The 17,138-nt window shown below is 54.7% G+C and carries 12 protein-coding genes; 6 read left to right on the top strand and 6 right to left on the bottom strand.

Annotation, left to right across the window (positions count from 1 at the left end; genetic code table 11):
- Positions 1-206: 206 nt before the first annotated feature.
- Positions 207-425, bottom strand: coding sequence for a tail fiber assembly protein (locus tag HUV30_RS08035; RefSeq protein ID WP_243452119.1), 219 nt, complete (start codon positions 423-425; stop codon positions 207-209).
- A gap of 968 nt (positions 426-1,393) precedes the next feature.
- Here HUV30_RS08035 and HUV30_RS08030 point away from each other — a divergent pair.
- The 3 genes from HUV30_RS08030 to HUV30_RS08020 all read left to right on the top strand — a co-directional run bounded on the left by HUV30_RS08030 (position 1,394) and on the right by HUV30_RS08020 (position 6,451).
- The gene (locus tag HUV30_RS08030) at positions 1,394-3,562 is read left to right on the top strand and encodes an autotransporter domain-containing protein (RefSeq protein ID WP_174404922.1); all 2,169 of its coding nucleotides are present in this window, start codon (positions 1,394-1,396) and stop codon (positions 3,560-3,562) included.
- A gap of 275 nt (positions 3,563-3,837) precedes the next feature.
- The gene (locus HUV30_RS08025; RefSeq protein WP_243452118.1) at positions 3,838-5,817 is read left to right on the top strand and encodes a sensor histidine kinase; all 1,980 of its coding nucleotides are present in this window, start codon (positions 3,838-3,840) and stop codon (positions 5,815-5,817) included.
- Complete coding sequence (locus HUV30_RS08020) at positions 5,804-6,451, top strand: response regulator transcription factor (protein WP_174404920.1); 648 nt, start codon at positions 5,804-5,806, stop codon at positions 6,449-6,451. The genes HUV30_RS08025 and HUV30_RS08020 overlap by 14 nt, the downstream gene beginning before the upstream one ends.
- Before the next feature lie 976 nt (positions 6,452-7,427).
- On the opposite strand, the gene HUV30_RS08015 is transcribed toward HUV30_RS08020, so the two are convergent.
- The 4 genes from HUV30_RS08015 to HUV30_RS08000 all read right to left on the bottom strand — a co-directional run bounded on the left by HUV30_RS08015 (position 7,428) and on the right by HUV30_RS08000 (position 10,606).
- Positions 7,428-7,805 carry a hypothetical protein gene (locus HUV30_RS08015; protein WP_174404919.1) on the bottom strand — a complete coding sequence of 126 codons (378 nt, stop codon included), beginning with the start codon at positions 7,803-7,805 and terminating at the stop codon, positions 7,428-7,430.
- An 86-nt stretch (positions 7,806-7,891) separates the two neighbouring features.
- Positions 7,892-8,038, bottom strand: coding sequence for a DUF3309 family protein (locus HUV30_RS08010; RefSeq protein ID WP_444979619.1), 147 nt, complete (start codon positions 8,036-8,038; stop codon positions 7,892-7,894).
- A gap of 101 nt (positions 8,039-8,139) precedes the next feature.
- Positions 8,140-9,492, bottom strand: coding sequence for a B12-binding domain-containing radical SAM protein (locus tag HUV30_RS08005; RefSeq protein ID WP_373869330.1), 1,353 nt, complete (start codon positions 9,490-9,492; stop codon positions 8,140-8,142).
- Between the two features lie 766 nt (positions 9,493-10,258).
- Positions 10,259-10,606 (bottom strand): hypothetical protein, encoded by a 348-nt coding sequence (locus HUV30_RS08000; RefSeq protein ID WP_174404716.1) that lies wholly within the window; start codon positions 10,604-10,606, stop codon positions 10,259-10,261.
- Here HUV30_RS08000 and HUV30_RS07995 point away from each other — a divergent pair.
- A complete protein-coding gene (locus HUV30_RS07995; protein ID WP_243452117.1) occupies positions 10,584-13,526 on the top strand; it encodes a chemotaxis protein CheB in 2,943 nt (980 codons plus the stop codon). The two genes, HUV30_RS08000 and HUV30_RS07995, sit on opposite strands and share 23 nt — an antisense overlap.
- Positions 13,523-14,731: an ATP-binding protein gene (locus HUV30_RS07990; RefSeq protein WP_174404915.1), complete on the top strand. Its 1,209-nt coding sequence runs from the start codon at positions 13,523-13,525 to the stop codon at positions 14,729-14,731. The genes HUV30_RS07995 and HUV30_RS07990 overlap by 4 nt, the downstream gene beginning before the upstream one ends.
- A 457-nt stretch (positions 14,732-15,188) precedes the next feature.
- Here the strand turns inward: HUV30_RS07990 and HUV30_RS07985 are convergent, their stop codons facing one another.
- Entirely contained in the window at positions 15,189-16,478 is a 1,290-nt protein-coding gene (locus tag HUV30_RS07985; protein WP_174404914.1) for a DUF697 domain-containing protein, read from the bottom strand.
- A gap of 235 nt (positions 16,479-16,713) precedes the next feature.
- On the opposite strand from HUV30_RS07985, the gene HUV30_RS07980 reads away from it, so the two are divergent.
- Positions 16,714-17,112 (top strand): HIT family protein, encoded by a 399-nt coding sequence (locus tag HUV30_RS07980; protein WP_174404913.1) that lies wholly within the window; start codon positions 16,714-16,716, stop codon positions 17,110-17,112.
- Positions 17,113-17,138: the final 26 nt, after the last annotated feature.

The raw sequence follows: 17,138 nt of genomic DNA, 5'->3' as shown, positions 1-17,138 counted from the left end.
GATATTTATGGTATAATTATTTCGAGGGATTTCGATTTTACCCCCAAATTCCTTCTCAAAATCCGCCGCCCGCAAGGGCTTGCGAGTTCGAGTCTCGCCCTCGGTACCAGAAAAAACAAGGGGTTGCAGCAATGCAACCCCTTTCGTTTTGGTCATTTTGTATACCACTGTATACCACTCTACGGCATGGCCCTCAACTGCACGGTCTACGCCTCCGGTGCGATGGGCCAGACAACGGAATTAGGGAAACCAGCCTGCAGAGAGATATCCCGCAGCGCCTGCCGATATGCGCTCCATTTTTCCTTCTGGGCTGCGGAGAGAGGAGCATCGGGCAACTGGGTAAAGTCACATGAGGCGAGCAGCCTGTCTCGCTCAGCCCTGATTGCATCAGTAGAGTAGCCCCACGTCCCATCAGGCATAGCCATTGAGCCATGCGAAGATTGTGGGCCGTCCATCATGGCGGCCCCATACCGGCCACCCCTGCCCCACCTTTGTGACGAGACGCCCCCTTGTGACCTTCAGCGGCATGCGATCAGTGCGCCCAACCAAGGGGCGGGCGCATCCAATCAGGAGGGCGCTCTCCCTCTTTCCCCCCTCCCCCCTCTACTCAAGGAAACCGCGCAATCTCTAAAGGGCGGCACCATACCCCACGAGTCCTCCCGGCGACCTGAGTTCCCAGGGGGCGGTTTCAGTACATGGTTCTCGCGGTTGGGGCTACGGAAAAACTAGAAATTAGAAAATCGTCCAGAATTTTGGCGTGTTCCTAGCTGCTTCGTCCAAGCAAGTACGGGGGCAGCCCCACCCTGTTCGGCAAAGATGCGGCGCGTGATCTTTCGCCCGAAATAGGCAAGAGGCACAGCCAGCGGGCTGGATGGATGTTGCCCATGGACAACACATAAGGGGGTAGCACGAGTCAGGACGTGAACCAGGCACCACCGGCACAGTGGGCCTTGGGCAGATGCGGCCCGCCGCGATTGCGGATGCAGAAATGGAACGTCTGGCCGAGCCGATCTTTCAACAATCCTGACAAATTGCTTCTGTACGTGTTTTCCCGGACAGACGGACACCCACGGATGGATTAAGGGGGGAGCAACAATATCCATGCGCGCAGGAGTCTGTGAAGACAAAGCAATCTCCAGCGCAACCCAAGGAGTTCACCGCATCTTTACTATACTCTGCCGACCGTCCTTTTTTCATCGCCGGGCTGATCCGCTGGTCGCCTTGGTGTTCTTTGCCTTGACATTGAAGTGCAACGCAGACCCAGGGCTGCCTTAGCCCGCCAATTGAGCTTTTCAAGGGTGACCAAAGTAGCTCCAGCTACTTACAACACGCACATTTTGTACCGAAAATCATCGAGATAGATGAAATAAAAGAAAAATATCTGGAGCAGAAAATGTTTATTTTCAAAGAGCCTACCTCTTCACTACACGACGTGAAGTTACCCTCACTGCCTTGCGCTGCCATACTGTATTTCGCTCTCACATCTCTTGGATTCATCTTTGCACTTCCACAGAATGCCAACGCAGCTACCGTGAATTATAGCTCAAACTATAGGGATGTTATAGGTAACGCTCCGTTTTTAGATGGTCCCATAAGTATCGGTGGGACAAATAACATAGCAAGTCATGCCGAGAATATTTATGCCTATGGAAATACAGTCAATATCAATGGTGGTGTTGTCGATACCGGAATATATGGTGGGTATTTTAACGGAATTACAACCGAACTTGCTGTAGAATCCAACGGCAATACCGTGACAATTGGGGCTGGATTTATAGGTAGCAGTGCTATCCAGATATTTGGTGGATATGCCAAGAGCGTAAACCCTTGGTCCATGACAGCTTCTGGGAATACCGTGACCATCAACGGTGGGACAGCGAGTTCCGCATTTGGTGGCCTTGCCCATGTGGACAGCATGGTCGGCCCTGCCTCTGCCACTGCTTCCGGAAATACAGTTAACCTCAGTGGCGGTACCATAAGCAACCTTTATGGAGGATATGCCGTTGCCAACTATCTGGGGGGAACACATACAGCCTCCGGCAATATCATTAATATCAGCGGCGGTACTGTAGGTAGCGTTATCGGCGGAGCCGTCACTGCCCCCTATGGTACCGGCGTAGCCACAAATAATATCGTGACCATCAGTGGTTCTCCGGACCTCTCCGCCGCGAACCTCTATGGTGGCTATTTGAGTATGACTACCAGTGGTGACGCATTCACAGGCAATACCCTGAATGTGAAAACCTCCGGTCTGACGGTAAATAATATTGCTAACTTTCAGTACCTTAACTTCTATCTACCTTCTTCATTGTCAGCAGGCGATACGGTGATGACCGTGACCGGCACGGCAGACCTGACCGGCAGCTCAGGGCGATCTTCCGTTATCAATGTGGGCATTGACGGCAGCTCTTCACCTCTGCAGATCGGCGATACCGTAACACTTATTGATGCCGGAACCTTGATCACGAACAGCGGCCTCAACTCCAGTGCGAGCGGTACGGGTATGCAGGGCGTAACTCTGGTATATAACTTTGACATCACAACCGAAAACAACAAGCTGTTAGCCACGGTATCTGCCGATGCGGTACCCACAGTGAACGAACAGACCAAGGCGCTTTCAGAGGGCTTTGTTTCCGGCATGGGCATGGTAACGCAAGGTGCGGACGTGGCCGCCGGACAGGGGATGGATTCTGCCGTTTCTGCGGCCAAAGGCGGGTCTGCTGCTGGCGGCGGTGCCATGGCCGGTTTTGGGGCGGTTTCCGGCGGTTCCATGCGCTACAATACCGGCTCGCATGTGGATATGCACAGCGCATCCCTTATGGCAGGTCTGGCTTGGGGAACCAATGTTCCGCTTGGCCGTGTGACGTTCGGGCCGTTTTTTGAATACGGCACCGGCTCATACAGTACCTATAACTCGTTCAGCGGGGCAGCTTCGGTCGAAGGGGACGGCAGCACCCGCTACGAGGGTGGTGGCGTTCTCGGTCGTATGGATTTGGACGATACCGGCCCCGGCCATATCTATATTGAAGCATCGGCCCGGGCGGGTAAGTTGCATAACGAATACGAAAGTTCCGACCTGCGCGATGCCGCCGGGCGCAGTGCAGAATACGATTCCTCATCCATGTATTACGGTGCGCATCTGGGAACCGGGTATGTCTGGAACATGACAGAGAATGCCTCGCTTGACCTCTCCGGCAAATACTTCTGGACGCGGCAGGAGGGCGACTCCGTCACGCTGTCTACCGGCGACCCCATCGACTTCAAGGATGTGGACTCCAGCCGCCTGCGTCTTGGCTCGCGCTTCAGCTACATGGTGAATGAATATATCACCCCGTACATTGGCGCGGCCTATGAGCATGAGTTTGATGGCAAGGCCCGCGCCAGCACCAACGGGTATGACATGAAGGCCCCATCCATGGGCGGCGATACCGGCATCGGCGAGCTGGGGATTGTGTACAAGCCGTCGGCATCGTTACCCGTGTCCTTTGACCTCGGCGTACAGAATGCTGTGGGTAAACGCGAGGGCGTGACCGGCAGTTTGCAGATCAAATATGAATTCTAGCCGCAGACATGCTCTGCGGTTGGGATAATGCCTTGTGCTCTTGGATGTGGCAGGCCGTTAACCGTTGAGGGTGCCATACCCGATTGGTCTGGGCGGCCTGTCTTTTAGGAATATGTTGGGGGGATTGAAAGATCTCCCCTCCCTCTATATAGTCCGTCTGTCGCATGAAGCGCGTGCCCTATCCCACCCTGTACGGACCAATGATGAACAAAAACGCACCGCGCTCTTCCTTCCCGCCCCGGATGGTCCGAGCATTCCACATCGCTCCACAATTTATGGCACTGTTGCTTGTGGTCGTTTTTCTCCTGCTGCCGTACGGCCAGGCAAGGGCGGCCGATGACCTGCGGGCCGAAAACGGCGTGCTGGACCTGCGGAGCTTTGATCCGGTGACCATGGGTCCCGCCCGGCTGGACGGTGCGTGGGAATTCTACTGGAACCGTCTGCTGACGCCGCAGGACTTGTCTGCAAACACCGCTCCTTCACCATCAGGTCTGATTTCGCTGCCCGGCACATGGAAGGGGATGCTCGTGAATGGTGAAAAGCTGGGCGGCACAGGGCAGGCCACCCTGCGTCTGCGTCTGCGCCTCTGGCCGGGAGCAAACGCGCTTACCTTGCGGCTCTTTGACATTCCCATGGCCTACCGCTTGTGGGCCAACGGTCAGCTCGTGGCGAGCAATGGCGTCGTGGGCACGGATGCATACAGCGAGACGCCTCTGCGATCGCTGGTGCTGGCCAGCATCACCCCTAAAGGAGAGGATCTGGAACTTGTGCTCCAGATATCCAACCATCATTTCCGCGCCGGGGGCGTGCCGGAGGGGCTACTGCTTGCCCCGCCCGGTGTTCTGGAAGCCGACCGCGACAGAACCTGGACTTTTTCCTACTTCTTCGCAGGCTGCCTGCTGGTCACCCTGCTGTACCACCTCTTCCTGTTTTATCTGGACAGGATGCAGATTGCTGCGGCGTACTTCAGCGGCCTCTGTCTATGCATATTGTGCTTCAGCATGACCTCCAACACGTCCTTCTGGGCTATTCGCCGGTTTATTCCTCCCCTGCCGCCTCAGTGGTCTGAATACATCCCCCTCTTTTTCTATATGGCCTGCGCTCCCATGCTCTTCCGGTTCTACCACTCACTCTATCCAAAGGTCTTCCACCCTGCCGTCCGCTATCTTGTTGACCTGCGCTTCGTGATATTCCTTCTGTTGCTGCCGATCGCGCCAGACCACCGCATTTCCCAATACATCGCATTCAGCATTTTTATCGGGTTGGGCTGCGCCATCTATTACGTCCTGCGTCTGTTCGCCTGCGCACGGCGAGGAATGAACGGCGCAGGGCTACTACTGCTCGGCAGCGGGGTATCCCTGCTTGCCAGCATGAACGACGGTCTCTCCCATACCAAGCATATCAACACGCCTTATCTGATCGAATTTGGCATGCTCTTTCTGGTTGTTACCCAATCGCTGGCGCTGGCCAAACGGTTCAGCCATGCATTTATGTCCGTGGGAAAACTCTCCGAGGAACTTGAGCTCAAGAACCAGTCTCTCTTGGCCGAGATGGAAGAACGCAATCGGCTTGAACAGGAAGTGATCAACATCAGCGAGGAAGAACGCAGGCGCATCAGCCACGAACTGCATGACGGCCTGTGCCAGAAACTCACCGGAGCCCGGCTGCGCGCATCCATTCTGAACAAGAGGCTTGCCGGAACGGATGAAGCCACGACCATGGCCAGCCTTGCAGCTCTCTTGGATGCCTCTACCGACGATGCATACCGCACCTCGCGCGGACTCTGGCCCGTAGAACACGACCCCGCGATGCCCGGCCCCTCGCTGGACGATCTGGCCCGACGTATTGCCAAGGATACGGGCATAGACGTGCGGCTCGATATGCGCCGCCACTGCGGGCAATGCACCAATCCCAACATGCGCACGCTGTACCGCATTGCGCAGGAAGCGCTGACCAACGCGGCTAAACACGCACAGGCACGCACTATCCGCCTGAAGCTGTGCTGCCCCGTCCTGAATGGCGTCACCCTGACCGTTCAAGACGACGGCATTGGCCGCACAGCCTCTGCACGGCAGGGTTCCCGGTCGGGAGGGCTCGGCCTTGGCATCATGGCCCACCGTGCCGGTGTCATCCATGCCAAACTGACTATAGAGGACGCCCCGCGGGGTGGCACCATCGTCACCTGCGCAGCCCCGTGCGACAAGCATATTTCCCCCACCTCCACAAGGAGAACACCCCCCGATGCTTCCCGCTGACCCATCCCATACGCACGCCAACCTTCGTTTTCTGCTCGTAGACGATCACCCTGCCGTACGTCAGGGGCTGAACTTGCTGTTGGAATCAAACGGCTATACTCCCGGCGTGGAGGCCGGAACCCGCTCCGATGCCAAGGAATGCCTCGAACAGGCTGCCTTTGACCTCGCGTTGCTGGACCTTTCACTGGCCGACGGCAGCGGTCTTGACCTGCTTGCCGATCTGGCCGAACACGGTGTCCGCACCCTGATCTATTCCATGCACGAAGATCCCGGCACCATAGATCGTGCGCTGCGTTGCGGTGCGAACGGCTATGTGACCAAGCGCGAGGACCCCGGTGTATTGCTGGAAGGGATACTGGGTGTGTTGCGCGGTGAACGCTTTGTGAGCGACCGCGCCGGATTAAGTCTGGACGAAGCGGCTGGCACTTCGACTGCGGACCCGCTCTTTCTGCTCAGCGATCAGGAACGGGCCATCTTCTCGGCCATGGCACGCGGTGAGAGCAACATGGAAGTTGCCGAAAAACTCGGTATCAGCCCAAGAACGGTGGAGACGTATCTGACGCGGATGGTCAACAAGCTGGGGTTAGCGAACGTGCGCACCCTGCGCAAATTCGCCATCAACGGGCGAGAGTAAAAACCATCCCGAACGCTCCCCGGAGCCGAACTCCGTCTCAAGGAGCCGCGCAGACCTGTGGTCGGCCAAGGCTCTGCCACCATGCCCCCCCCGAAACCACACGTACAACAACGACGCCTTGACTCCTAGACGAACCACAAAGGAATCCTCCATCTGTCTGTGAGGTTCCTGCCGCTCATAGCAGAAAGTGCACCTGCGGCAGGAAAGCAAGCAGCCCCGACCGATCCACAGGGTTGATAAATCTGGAAAGCGGGACGTAGCCATGCTGGGACCTCACGGCTCCGGCAAGTGTCTTGGCGACATCCACCTGTTGTTTTTTTCGAACGCACGACGGTCCCGGAAAACCGGCAGCACGAGCGCCAGAGAACCCCATGGCAAGGAAAGTGAAGCCATCGCGGGGCACTATTTTTGACGACCACGAGGTCGGCAAGATCAGCAGCAATGACGATTTCGTCCGTGGGCTCCCGGCCAATATCCGTTTCGGGTTCTGATGCAAGTGGGTGAGCGAGCCTCCATAACATCGAACGCCTAACCACATAATATCAAATACTTTTCCTGCGGCTATCAAGTCAGGAGGCATTGGCCTTGCAGTTCGGTGATTAGTTGCGTTTTCAAGTCTTCATCAGGGCGTTTCATGCGTTCAACAATCTTCCCCAAGGTCTACTCAAATAGCACGTCGACAAATCGTGAGCCTGTTGGAGCCTGAGACAAATCCCGACGGGCGTGCCAAAGAGACGAGAGAGTTTCAGGACAAAGTAGGCATTAATCGCCCCCCTGCCCCCACATTTGTAACGTTGCGCCCCCTTGTATCTTCAGCGGCATGCGGTCAGCGCACCCAACCAAGGGGCGGGCGCGTGTTCCTTCATTCGAGTTGGGCAAGATACAGGGGCCTGCGGACTGGATGGACAACGAATGGACACACTTGTGGACATGAACAAACACGTCATCGCGCCCTGTCCAGCCAGCTCCCTTCACACTATCTTCCGGGTATGGGATACATTTTGCTTTCAGTTTTTGCCGGATTCTTCTCTAAGCGACGATAACGACCCCAGGCATGTTCCGACAATCTCTCGAGTATGACATCCAGATCGGAATCCTGCATCAGAGGACGCAAGTTGGCTCCATCCATGAGACTATCAGAGAGCAGGTATCCCTCTCCCCGGTCCAGATCGAGCTGAATATCGTGAATGGCAACATCTTCGGGCATGGGGTCACAAATGTCCTTCAGCAGATCACGGACGGTTTGATAAAAGAATTTCTTTACGTCCTCCATGGACTCTGCCTTGCTCAGCAGATCACGGAAAAGTTTGCGAATTTCCTGTTCCTGCTTACTGAATGAAAGTTGATAGGTCATATTTCCTCCTATGGTGTTCATGATTCTGTATGTACGGCAGCGTTAAAGTGCTCAAGATCGCAACGTCCAAAGCCCCTTCAATCCGACTACAACCTGCCCGTCAAAAGCAGAATAATAATTATAACGACAAGAATCCCCAGAGCGCTTACAGGGCGATACCCCCAGGAACGGCTATGCGGCCAGACAGGGATGATTCCCAGAAGCATCAACACCAAGACTACCATCAAAATCATTCCAAGCGACATTATCTTTCTCCTTGTTGAAAAGACCGAAAGTTACCCTTGGATGAGGTCGCCCCCCCCCTGCCAACGTCTTCCCGTTCCATCCGGCACCATTACATGCATCCCTCAGGCGATGGTGACTCCATGACGCGATGGGACACCCGTTCAAAATGCAGACCGAGAATGGCAAGCTCAACAACGGCAGAAAGAGCCTTGGGCTTGGTCAGGAGCGTCTTGAAAATTAGTTTCCAGTACAGCATGCGGGCAGGTGAGATAATTCCGACAGACCACATGCTTTTCATGAAGGCCTGAACGTCTGTCCTCATGATCCTGCCCCGTGCTGTAGGTATATAAAAATGCAGAAAGGTGCTTATGCGGTCATAGTATTTTCGTGGAGAATACAACGCCCCCAGCAGTTTCTTGTACCCATCAAGCAGGGCTGTGCACCCCATGAGGGGGTTAAAGTTCAGGCTGGCATCGGTATTTTCTCCACTCCACCCGTCAAGCAACCGCCCTTCCGCCTTCAGGCGGTCCCAGAGCCGTGTATGGGGCAAAGCGTTAAGCACCCCCACCATAGCTGTGACAACGCCTATATCTTGAATAAACCGGTGTTGTTGCTCAAAAATTGACGGGGTATCACTGTCAAATCCCACAATAAAACCACCCATCACCTGCATTCCGTGCTGGTGTATGTCGCGCACAGCGCTCCCAAAATCAGCCGTCACATTCTGCTTCTTTCCGCACTCTACCAGACTCTGCGTTGAAGGCGTTTCAATACCTATAAATACTTTGTGGAAGTTTGCCGCGCTCATCATCTCCATAAGTTCACTATCCTGCGCCAGATTCACACTTGCCTCAGTCATGAGCTTGAAAGGATAGTTGCGTTGCTTCTGCCACGCAGCAAGCCGGGGCAGAAACTGCTTCACCTGCACAAGGTTTCCGATAAAATTGTCATCCACAATAAAGACAGAATCCCTCCACCCGGCATCATAGAGACTTTGAAACTCACGAAGCATCTGCTCGGGGCTTTTTACTCGCGGCCGCCGCCCGTTCATGACCATAATGCCACAAAACTCGCAGTCAAAAGGGCAACCGCGCGAATACTGCACAGCCATGGAGACATAGTCCTTCATTTTCAGCAGATGCCATGCGGGGAGAGGCGTCAGGCTCAGATCGGGCCGCTCGGAAGATCCATACTGCCTTTTTGCCGTTCCATGCTCAAAGTCATTCAGAAATGCATCCATAACAACTTCGGATTCGCCAATGATGAAATGATCCGCATCCGGAAATTCTTCTAGGTTAGCCCTGAAAGCCGGCCCTCCTGCTATCACGGTTTTGCCGGCCAGCTTTGCACGCCTCATGACCTCCTTTGCACCGGGAACCTGCACCAGCATGGCGCTCACCATGACAAGATCTGCCCACTCAAGGTCGGCATCACCCAAAGGCGCGACATTCGCATCCACCACACGCTTTTCCCATTCCTCAGGGAGCAGCGCGGCAACCGTGAGCAGCCCGAGGGGAGGAAATGCGGCCTTTTTGGAAACGAAAGGAAGTATACTCCTGAAACTCCAGAATGTATCCGGATAGGACGGATAGACAAGAAGTGCTTTCATATTTTTCACCTCATACACACTATATTCCTATTGAGGCAAATCACAACATCTATTACACTTCGAGACAGCAACGTTCTATCCACATAAATAGCATCATATACAATCCATCACATGACTGAAATATCTACTATTATCAATATCTAACCATCTATCAGGAAGACTGATACATACACACAATACTGATATCAATAGATAATACACCCCCTCTTTCCACTCAGATGAGGACATATGTGCAAATTTATTTCGACATTACTATCTTAATCCTTCGCAGAAATTGGTATATGCACCGCCACAACCTCATATTTATTTCGCTGCACCTGACCATCGCCCTATCTAGACCTGAATAATCGTGCTATTAAAGTCTTGAAACGGACCATCTCCCCCTGCGAGCGGCCGCAGAGCCCCTCGGCGTCCTGCCGCACAAAGACTTTCAAAGTCCGTATTGATTCCAAATGCTGAACTTCATCACCCCGTAGCCGGGTGAGCTCTGCCCCTCTCTCTACCGACCAGTCCCTCCCGGAGTCAGCCATACTGCAATCTGCGCGAAACACGCTCCTTTCGGCAGCAGGAGAAGGCAATGGATTGCATCTACTCCTCCCAAGGCAGCAGGCCGTGGCGCTCAACGCAACGCGAGGCTGAGCACTACAAAATCGGCCGGCGACAGATTACCGTCCTTTTCAATATCATTCCAATGGGATACCGTGGCACGTTGCGTGAGGATACGATATGAAACATTCAAACCGTGCCGTCCGCGAGTCACCTCCGCATTACGCATGACATCCGGAACTTCGGAACGGACTGCGAGTTCAATTCCCGAAGACATTGGAATATGCCGTGGGCAATTTATATAAATTTTCAATAAAGACAGCTTCATGATAAAAAAATCAAGCACTATAAAGACCCAGCCGAAAGCAGACGCCCCGGCAGCAGAGGTAACACCCCATGTGACCACTCCCGTCGTAGGCATCGGAGCCTCGGCAGGGGGCCTTGCTGCCTTCGAAGCTTTTTTTTCCGCCATGCCTGACGATGTGGCCTCCGGACTGGCCTTCGTTCTGGTACAACACCTCGCCCCGGACCATAAAAGCCTGCTGACCGAGATCATCCGCCGCTACACATCCATGCAGGTATTTGAAGTCGAAGACGGAATGAAAGTTGAACCCAACTGCGCCTATATCATCCCGCCCAACCGCGACATGGCCTATCTGGACGGCAAGCTCCAGTTGATTGAACCCGCAGCCCCCCGTGGACAGCGGATGCCCATAGACTTCTTCTTCCGCTCGCTGGCTCTCGGCCTCAATGAAGTGGCAATCGGCGTAGTATTGTCGGGCACCGGCAGTGACGGTACCCTCGGCATACGCGCCATTAAAAAGGCTGGCGGAATGGTTATAGCCCAGACACCAGCCTCTTGTGAGTATGACGGCATGCCACGAAATGCCATTGCCACCGGTCTGGTGGATTACGACCTGCCGCCTTCCGAAATGGCCGCACAGATATTCACTTACGTGGCCCGCACCGTCAGTTCCCCCCTGCACACGGCCCCCGCTCCCAAACTTATAAACGACGATGCGCTGCATACCATCTTCATCATGCTGCACGCCCGGACGGGACACGACTTTTCCCAGTATAAACCAAGCACCATACAGCGCCGCATCGAACGGCGCATGGCCCTGAACCAGATTGCCACGCAGGATGACTACATCCGCTACCTGCAGCAGAATGCGACAGAAACGGATGCGCTCTTTCGTGACCTGCTCATCGGAGTTACCGGTTTCTTCCGTGACCCGGATGCCTTCACAGCGCTTGAGAAAGAAGTGATACCCAGGCTATTTGCCAACAAACCCTCCGGCTCCCTTGTACGGATATGGTCAACTGGATGTTCCTCCGGCGAGGAGGCATATTCCTTTGCCATCCTCATGCAGGAACATCTGGAGAGGGTACGCGAGCGCTACGTGGTACAGATATTTGCCACCGATATAGACAGCAACGCTATCGCCACGGCCCGAAGCGGACTGTATCCCGCCAGTATAGCCGAAGACATTTCTCCGGAACGGCTGGCGCGTTTTTTCACCGCAGAGGCCGACGGCAACGTTTACCGCATCCACAAAACCATCCGCGACATGCTGGTTTTTTCCGAGCAGAACGTAATCAAGGATCCGCCATTTTCCAAACTGGATTGCATTGTCTGCCGCAACCTGCTCATATACATGGGGGGAGACCTGCAACGAAAGCTCATTCCCCTATTCCATTACGCCTTGAACCCGGGGGGCTTTCTCTTTCTGGGCACCTCGGAAACCGTTGGCGATTTTGGAGATCTCTTCACCACGATAGACCGCAAGCTGAAGCTCTATCAGCGCAAGGACACCCTGCATGACAGGCACCATGTTGCAATGGGCCGCTTTCTGCCGCCCAGACCGACACTTGAAACGACATACCCCCGGTCTGCCATCAAGGAAATCGATCCGGCAAAGCTGCCCTTACGCGAACTGACCGAGCAGGCACTGTTAAAACAGTTCGCCCCGGCCGGGGTGCTGGTAAACGCCCGCGGCGACATTCTCTACTTCCACGGTCGCACCGGTCAGTATCTGGAACCTTCCCCCGGTGAAGCCGGTGTCAGCAACATTCTCAAAATGGCACGAGAAGGATTACGCCGGGGATTGAGCACTACGCTTCACAAAGCCCATTCAACCGGAAAAACCCACCAGAACAAAGGGCTACGAATCAAATCGAACAGCGGCTTCATATCGGTCAACATTACAGCCTGTCCTGTTACGGCTGGTTCGATTGCCCATGGTTTCCCCATGTACCTCGTCATTCTTGAAGCCGCGCCGCAGTCCGACCGGGATACGGCACAGACCGCCGGTCCCGCTGAAACTGGGGGCCATATCGACGGCCTGCCCATTAACAGGGATGTCGACATAGAGATATTACGGCAAGAATTGCTGGCCAAAGAGGAATACCTTCAGACTGCCATTGAGGAACTGGAGACGTCCAACGAGGAGCTCAAATCCTCCAATGAAGAAATGCAGGCTATCAATGAAGAACTGCAATCCTCCAATGAAGAGCTGGAAACCTCCAAGGAAGAACTGCAATCCGTCAATGAGGAACTGGCCACCGTCAATGCCGAATTACAGAACAAGCTGGCCGACCTGTCTCAAACCAACAATGACATGAGCAACCTTCTTTCCGGCACAGGCATAGCCACGGTCTTTGTTGACCTGCAGCTGCGCCTGCTGCGCTTCACCCCTGCCGCAACCCGGATAATCAACCTGATTCAGGTAGATATAGGGCGACCAGTTGGGCACATCGCGTCCAACATGGTGGGCTATACCAGCATGGTTGCCGACGTGCAGTCCGTACTGGAAACGCTGGTGCCCAAGGAACTGGATGTGCGGACAGAGGAAGGCAAGTGGTACACAATGCGCATCCAGCCTTACCGTACCATTGAAAACGTGATTGAGGGGGCCGTCATCACCTTTGTTGACATAACCGAAATGAAAAAATCGCACGAACTGCTGCAGGAAGCTCACGACCAGCTCCGCCTGGTCGGGGTTGTCAGGGATTCGCAAGATGCCATTGCAGCCTTGAATATGAGGGGAGATATCATCTCATGGAACCCTTCTGCCCAAAGGCTTTTCGGCTGGAGCGAAGAAGAGGCACTCACCATGAATATCCAGGAAATGACCGCAGAAGAGAATCGGGAACACGAACTGGAAACAATACGCAGTGTCGCTGCCGGCAGCATGGTGCAGTATGAGACGATCCGCCTAAACAAAGAGGGGCAGTCCATTCCCATTCTGCTCACGGCGACTTTTCTGGTCAACAATTCTGGCAGCATATACGCTATGGCCGTCACGCAACGCGTGACACAAGGGAGGATACAGGCATGATGGATAAATTGCGGATTCGGGCAGAAAAACTGGCACAGGCCGGAGACTCAAAAAATGCCCCCGCCCTCACTCCCGCCGAGATGCAGCAGACGCTCCATGAACTGCGCGTACATCAAATTGAACTGGAACTGCAGAATGAAGAACTGCGGCGATCACATGCCGAACTTGATGCAACGCGGGCACGCTACTTCGACCTCTATGATCTGGCACCGGTCGGGTATTGCACCCTCAGCCCGCGGGGGCTGATCATGGAGGCAAACCTGACTGCCGCCTCGCTTCTCGGGGTAACCCGAAGCGATATGATAGGCGAGCCATGGACCCGGTTTGTGTTCAGGGATGATCAGGACCTCTATTACCAGCAACGCAAAAATTTCCTCCAGACAACACCGACGGAATTTGACCTGCGTCTGCTGAAAAAAAGGGATACTGAATTCTGGGCACACATTTCCGCCTCTATCTCACAGGACGATGAAGCGGCCCGCGTTTGCCGCATTGTGATGCATGACATTTCACTGCGTAAGCGCGAGGAGCAGTTCAGAGAAAACGTAGAACGCATCATCTACCACGATATCAAAGGCCCCCTTGTCAACCTGTTTGCCTTGGCCCAGATGGTCATGGATGGCGCAATAGATGAATCCGTTGTGCATTTTTTCCCGCAAATCATGCTTGGCATCCGCCAGGTGATTGACCTTATTGACGCTGCAGAACCCTTGCGGAAAATGGAGCGGGGCGAATATACGGCACCCGCAACGCCGGTAGACGTTCACAAACTGCTCAACTCCGTAAAACAATCCCTCATGGTATTGTCCGGGCAAAACCGGATAAACGTTGATATCCAAATAGACACAACGTGCTATCCGGGCAGGCCACCGGTCTGCGGAGAAGCCTTTCTTCTTGAAAGCATGCTTATGAATCTGGTGAAAAACGCAGTAGAGGCATCGCCTCAGGACGGACACGTCAGCATCACCTGCAAGGCGGGTGAAAACGCAACATGCATTGCTATCCACAATGTCGGTGAAGTGCCTGAATCCATACGGGACCGTTTTTTCGAAAAAAACATTACAGCGGGCAAGATATACGGCACCGGCCTCGGAACATACAGCGCCCAGCTCATCGCCAAGGCTCACGGCGGCCGGATAGAACTCATGAGCTCCAATCCGGAAGGCACAACCCTTTCAGTCCATCTCCCCCACGCCCACTACTGATACCACCCTGCTCCGGCTGACAGATATTTCATCCAATTCCGCAACGCCAGGACGTCCAGAGCGCATCACACAATTTCACTGCCCTTGTACTGTCGATCTGTCTTTTTCCGAATTCGAACCGCCCGCCAGCATTTTCCAAAGGGGTACAGCCGCGAGCTGCCCCCTCTGGCCAACGGTCCTTCCGCCAAGTTACGGGAAGAGCATGATCTCGCCCTTGAAAGCAGCTCTCATTGTGACGGGCAGGTGGACCCGAAAGCCTGAAAAGTATGGGCGAAAGCTGACAGGACATGGTGTGCAGTGCCCGGCGCACGTTCAGCCGCCAGATATCTGCCTTTATCCGTTCAGGACACTGATGCTCAATTGACTACAGGGCTTTCCCGTAAATACCAGGGAGAGCCTCTGCCGGACATGCTGAGCCTCAACGCGACGCTGAGAATCACTGCGCGTTCGTCTGACATTAACGCTGTCGTATGATACGCCGCCACAGCCTGGAAGTTCGATTACCAGCGCGACCCAGCAGACCAGATACCGCATGACCGCTTTCCTTTACGCCATTACCGATCACACGTGCAGAACCAAGCGCCCCTTTTGCTACAGCTTTGCCAAGAGCCGTTGTGGAATCTCCCACGGCTACGGCAGCTCCGAAAGCTCCATCGCGCAACAGGTTGGCACCATCGCTCACGCCTGTTCCCGCCGTTTTTACCGCCCCGCTCACACCGGAACCCACAGCTCGGGCGGCTCCGCCCACGCCAGCTCCCACGGAACGGGCCGCGCCGCCAACACCTTCTGCAACACTTTCGGCGGCTTTGCGCGCCGTTCTCGCACCTGCACTCACGGCATCGCCAACTTTTTTACCACAGACCTGAACAGCGGCCTGTCCGGTCTTCGCAATGACCTTCTTGACGATTTCTCCGGAGATATCTGCCAACATGGAAAGAGCTTCCACTGTTGCAATCCTCCTGTTCCCGCCCTGAGCCGCCAATGAGCCGGAGACATAATTCCGTGCAAGAATGCCCGTACGAAGAGTAAGAAGCGCATTTGCGGAACCATCTACAAGAGCCGTCGTAACCGCAGTTGCCACCGCTTCGGCACCGGGCAAGGCACCCAGGGCAGATGAGGCAACCGCAGGGCCGATAATGCTGCTCATGGCCTCCTCGCCGCCCAAATCTTCAACTCCTGCTGCAAGGAACGACGTTACGGCGACATTGGAATACAGAGACAACAATTCCGAAGGGGCCGGCCGCTGATTGTACAAGGCAGAAATGCGCCAGATAAGCCGCGCCAGCAGCGTAAGCACGATAAGAGAGTCCAGCTTGCCGTTCTGCGATACCGCTGTCCCCAGAAATACCTGCTTTGCTGTATTGCGGATGTCAGTGTTGGCCTTACGCTGCAAAACATCCAGAGCCGCTGAAACATCATTCTCATCATTGACGGAGACTCCCTGCGCCTGAAGATACCCGTTACTCCGCAATCGCGTGAGCAGTTCGGCTTTGTACGCCTGCAATTCCTCCTCATCAGGCGTAGCGGACAGAGTCAGGGCATGCGGCCTGAAGAAGGGAGCCGCAGCGCACCACAGGGCATAGGCGATAAGAGCAAGACAAACCAGCACGGCCCACAGAGCCAGATCAGGATGAATGCGTGAGGCCAGATCCGACAGCACCATGACCGCCCCGAAAAGATAAACGGCGAACAGCGAAAGCAGCAAAACAGCCACAATGACACAAATTCTCTTTATTACTGAGCGCATAGTTACTCCATAGTGGGACGGTGCGTTCTGGGCTACTAACCAGCAGAACAGACTCATAAGTGCGCATGAAAGCCAGACAAGTCAAATACCGGGAATACTCAGAAGCAACATGGGCCCCGTACTACGGACTGCCTACAGATTTACAGATCCCGGAATCCGTGAAACAAGAAGCTGTCCGGCACACGCTCTATCTTTCAATCACACAATCCCACTAGAAACCACCCGAGAAATCCTCATGGACACTCCATTTACCGCCACGTGTACCTGCATTTTTTGCAAGCATGCTGCCTCTCTCTCATTCACCGCCGAACAGGGAACCTGCATCGCCTTTCCTGACAAGTATCCGGTAACGGAAGGCCATCTGCTCATCATTCCCAAACGGCATGCGCCGGATTACTTTTCCCTCACGGCTGAAGAGAAGAAGGATGCAGATGCCCTGCTGCATCGTCTCAAAGATGACATCCTGCAGAAGGACCCTTCCGTCACCGGTTTCAATATCGGCATAAACAACGGGTACGACGCCGGACAGACAGTGTTCCACTGCCATATCCACCTGATACCGAGGCGCAAGGGCGACTGCGAGAATCCCCGTGGCGGGGTGCGCGGGGTCATTCCCGGCAAACGGGGGTACTAGCGTCGGCGCTGAGTGTGCGGAACGCT

The organism is Desulfovibrio subterraneus (assembly GCF_013340285.1).
GTDB classification, from domain to species: domain Bacteria; phylum Desulfobacterota; class Desulfovibrionia; order Desulfovibrionales; family Desulfovibrionaceae; genus Halodesulfovibrio; species Halodesulfovibrio subterraneus.
Note: the sequence above shows the minus strand (reverse complement) of the source record. Positions and strands in the feature narration are given on the sequence as shown.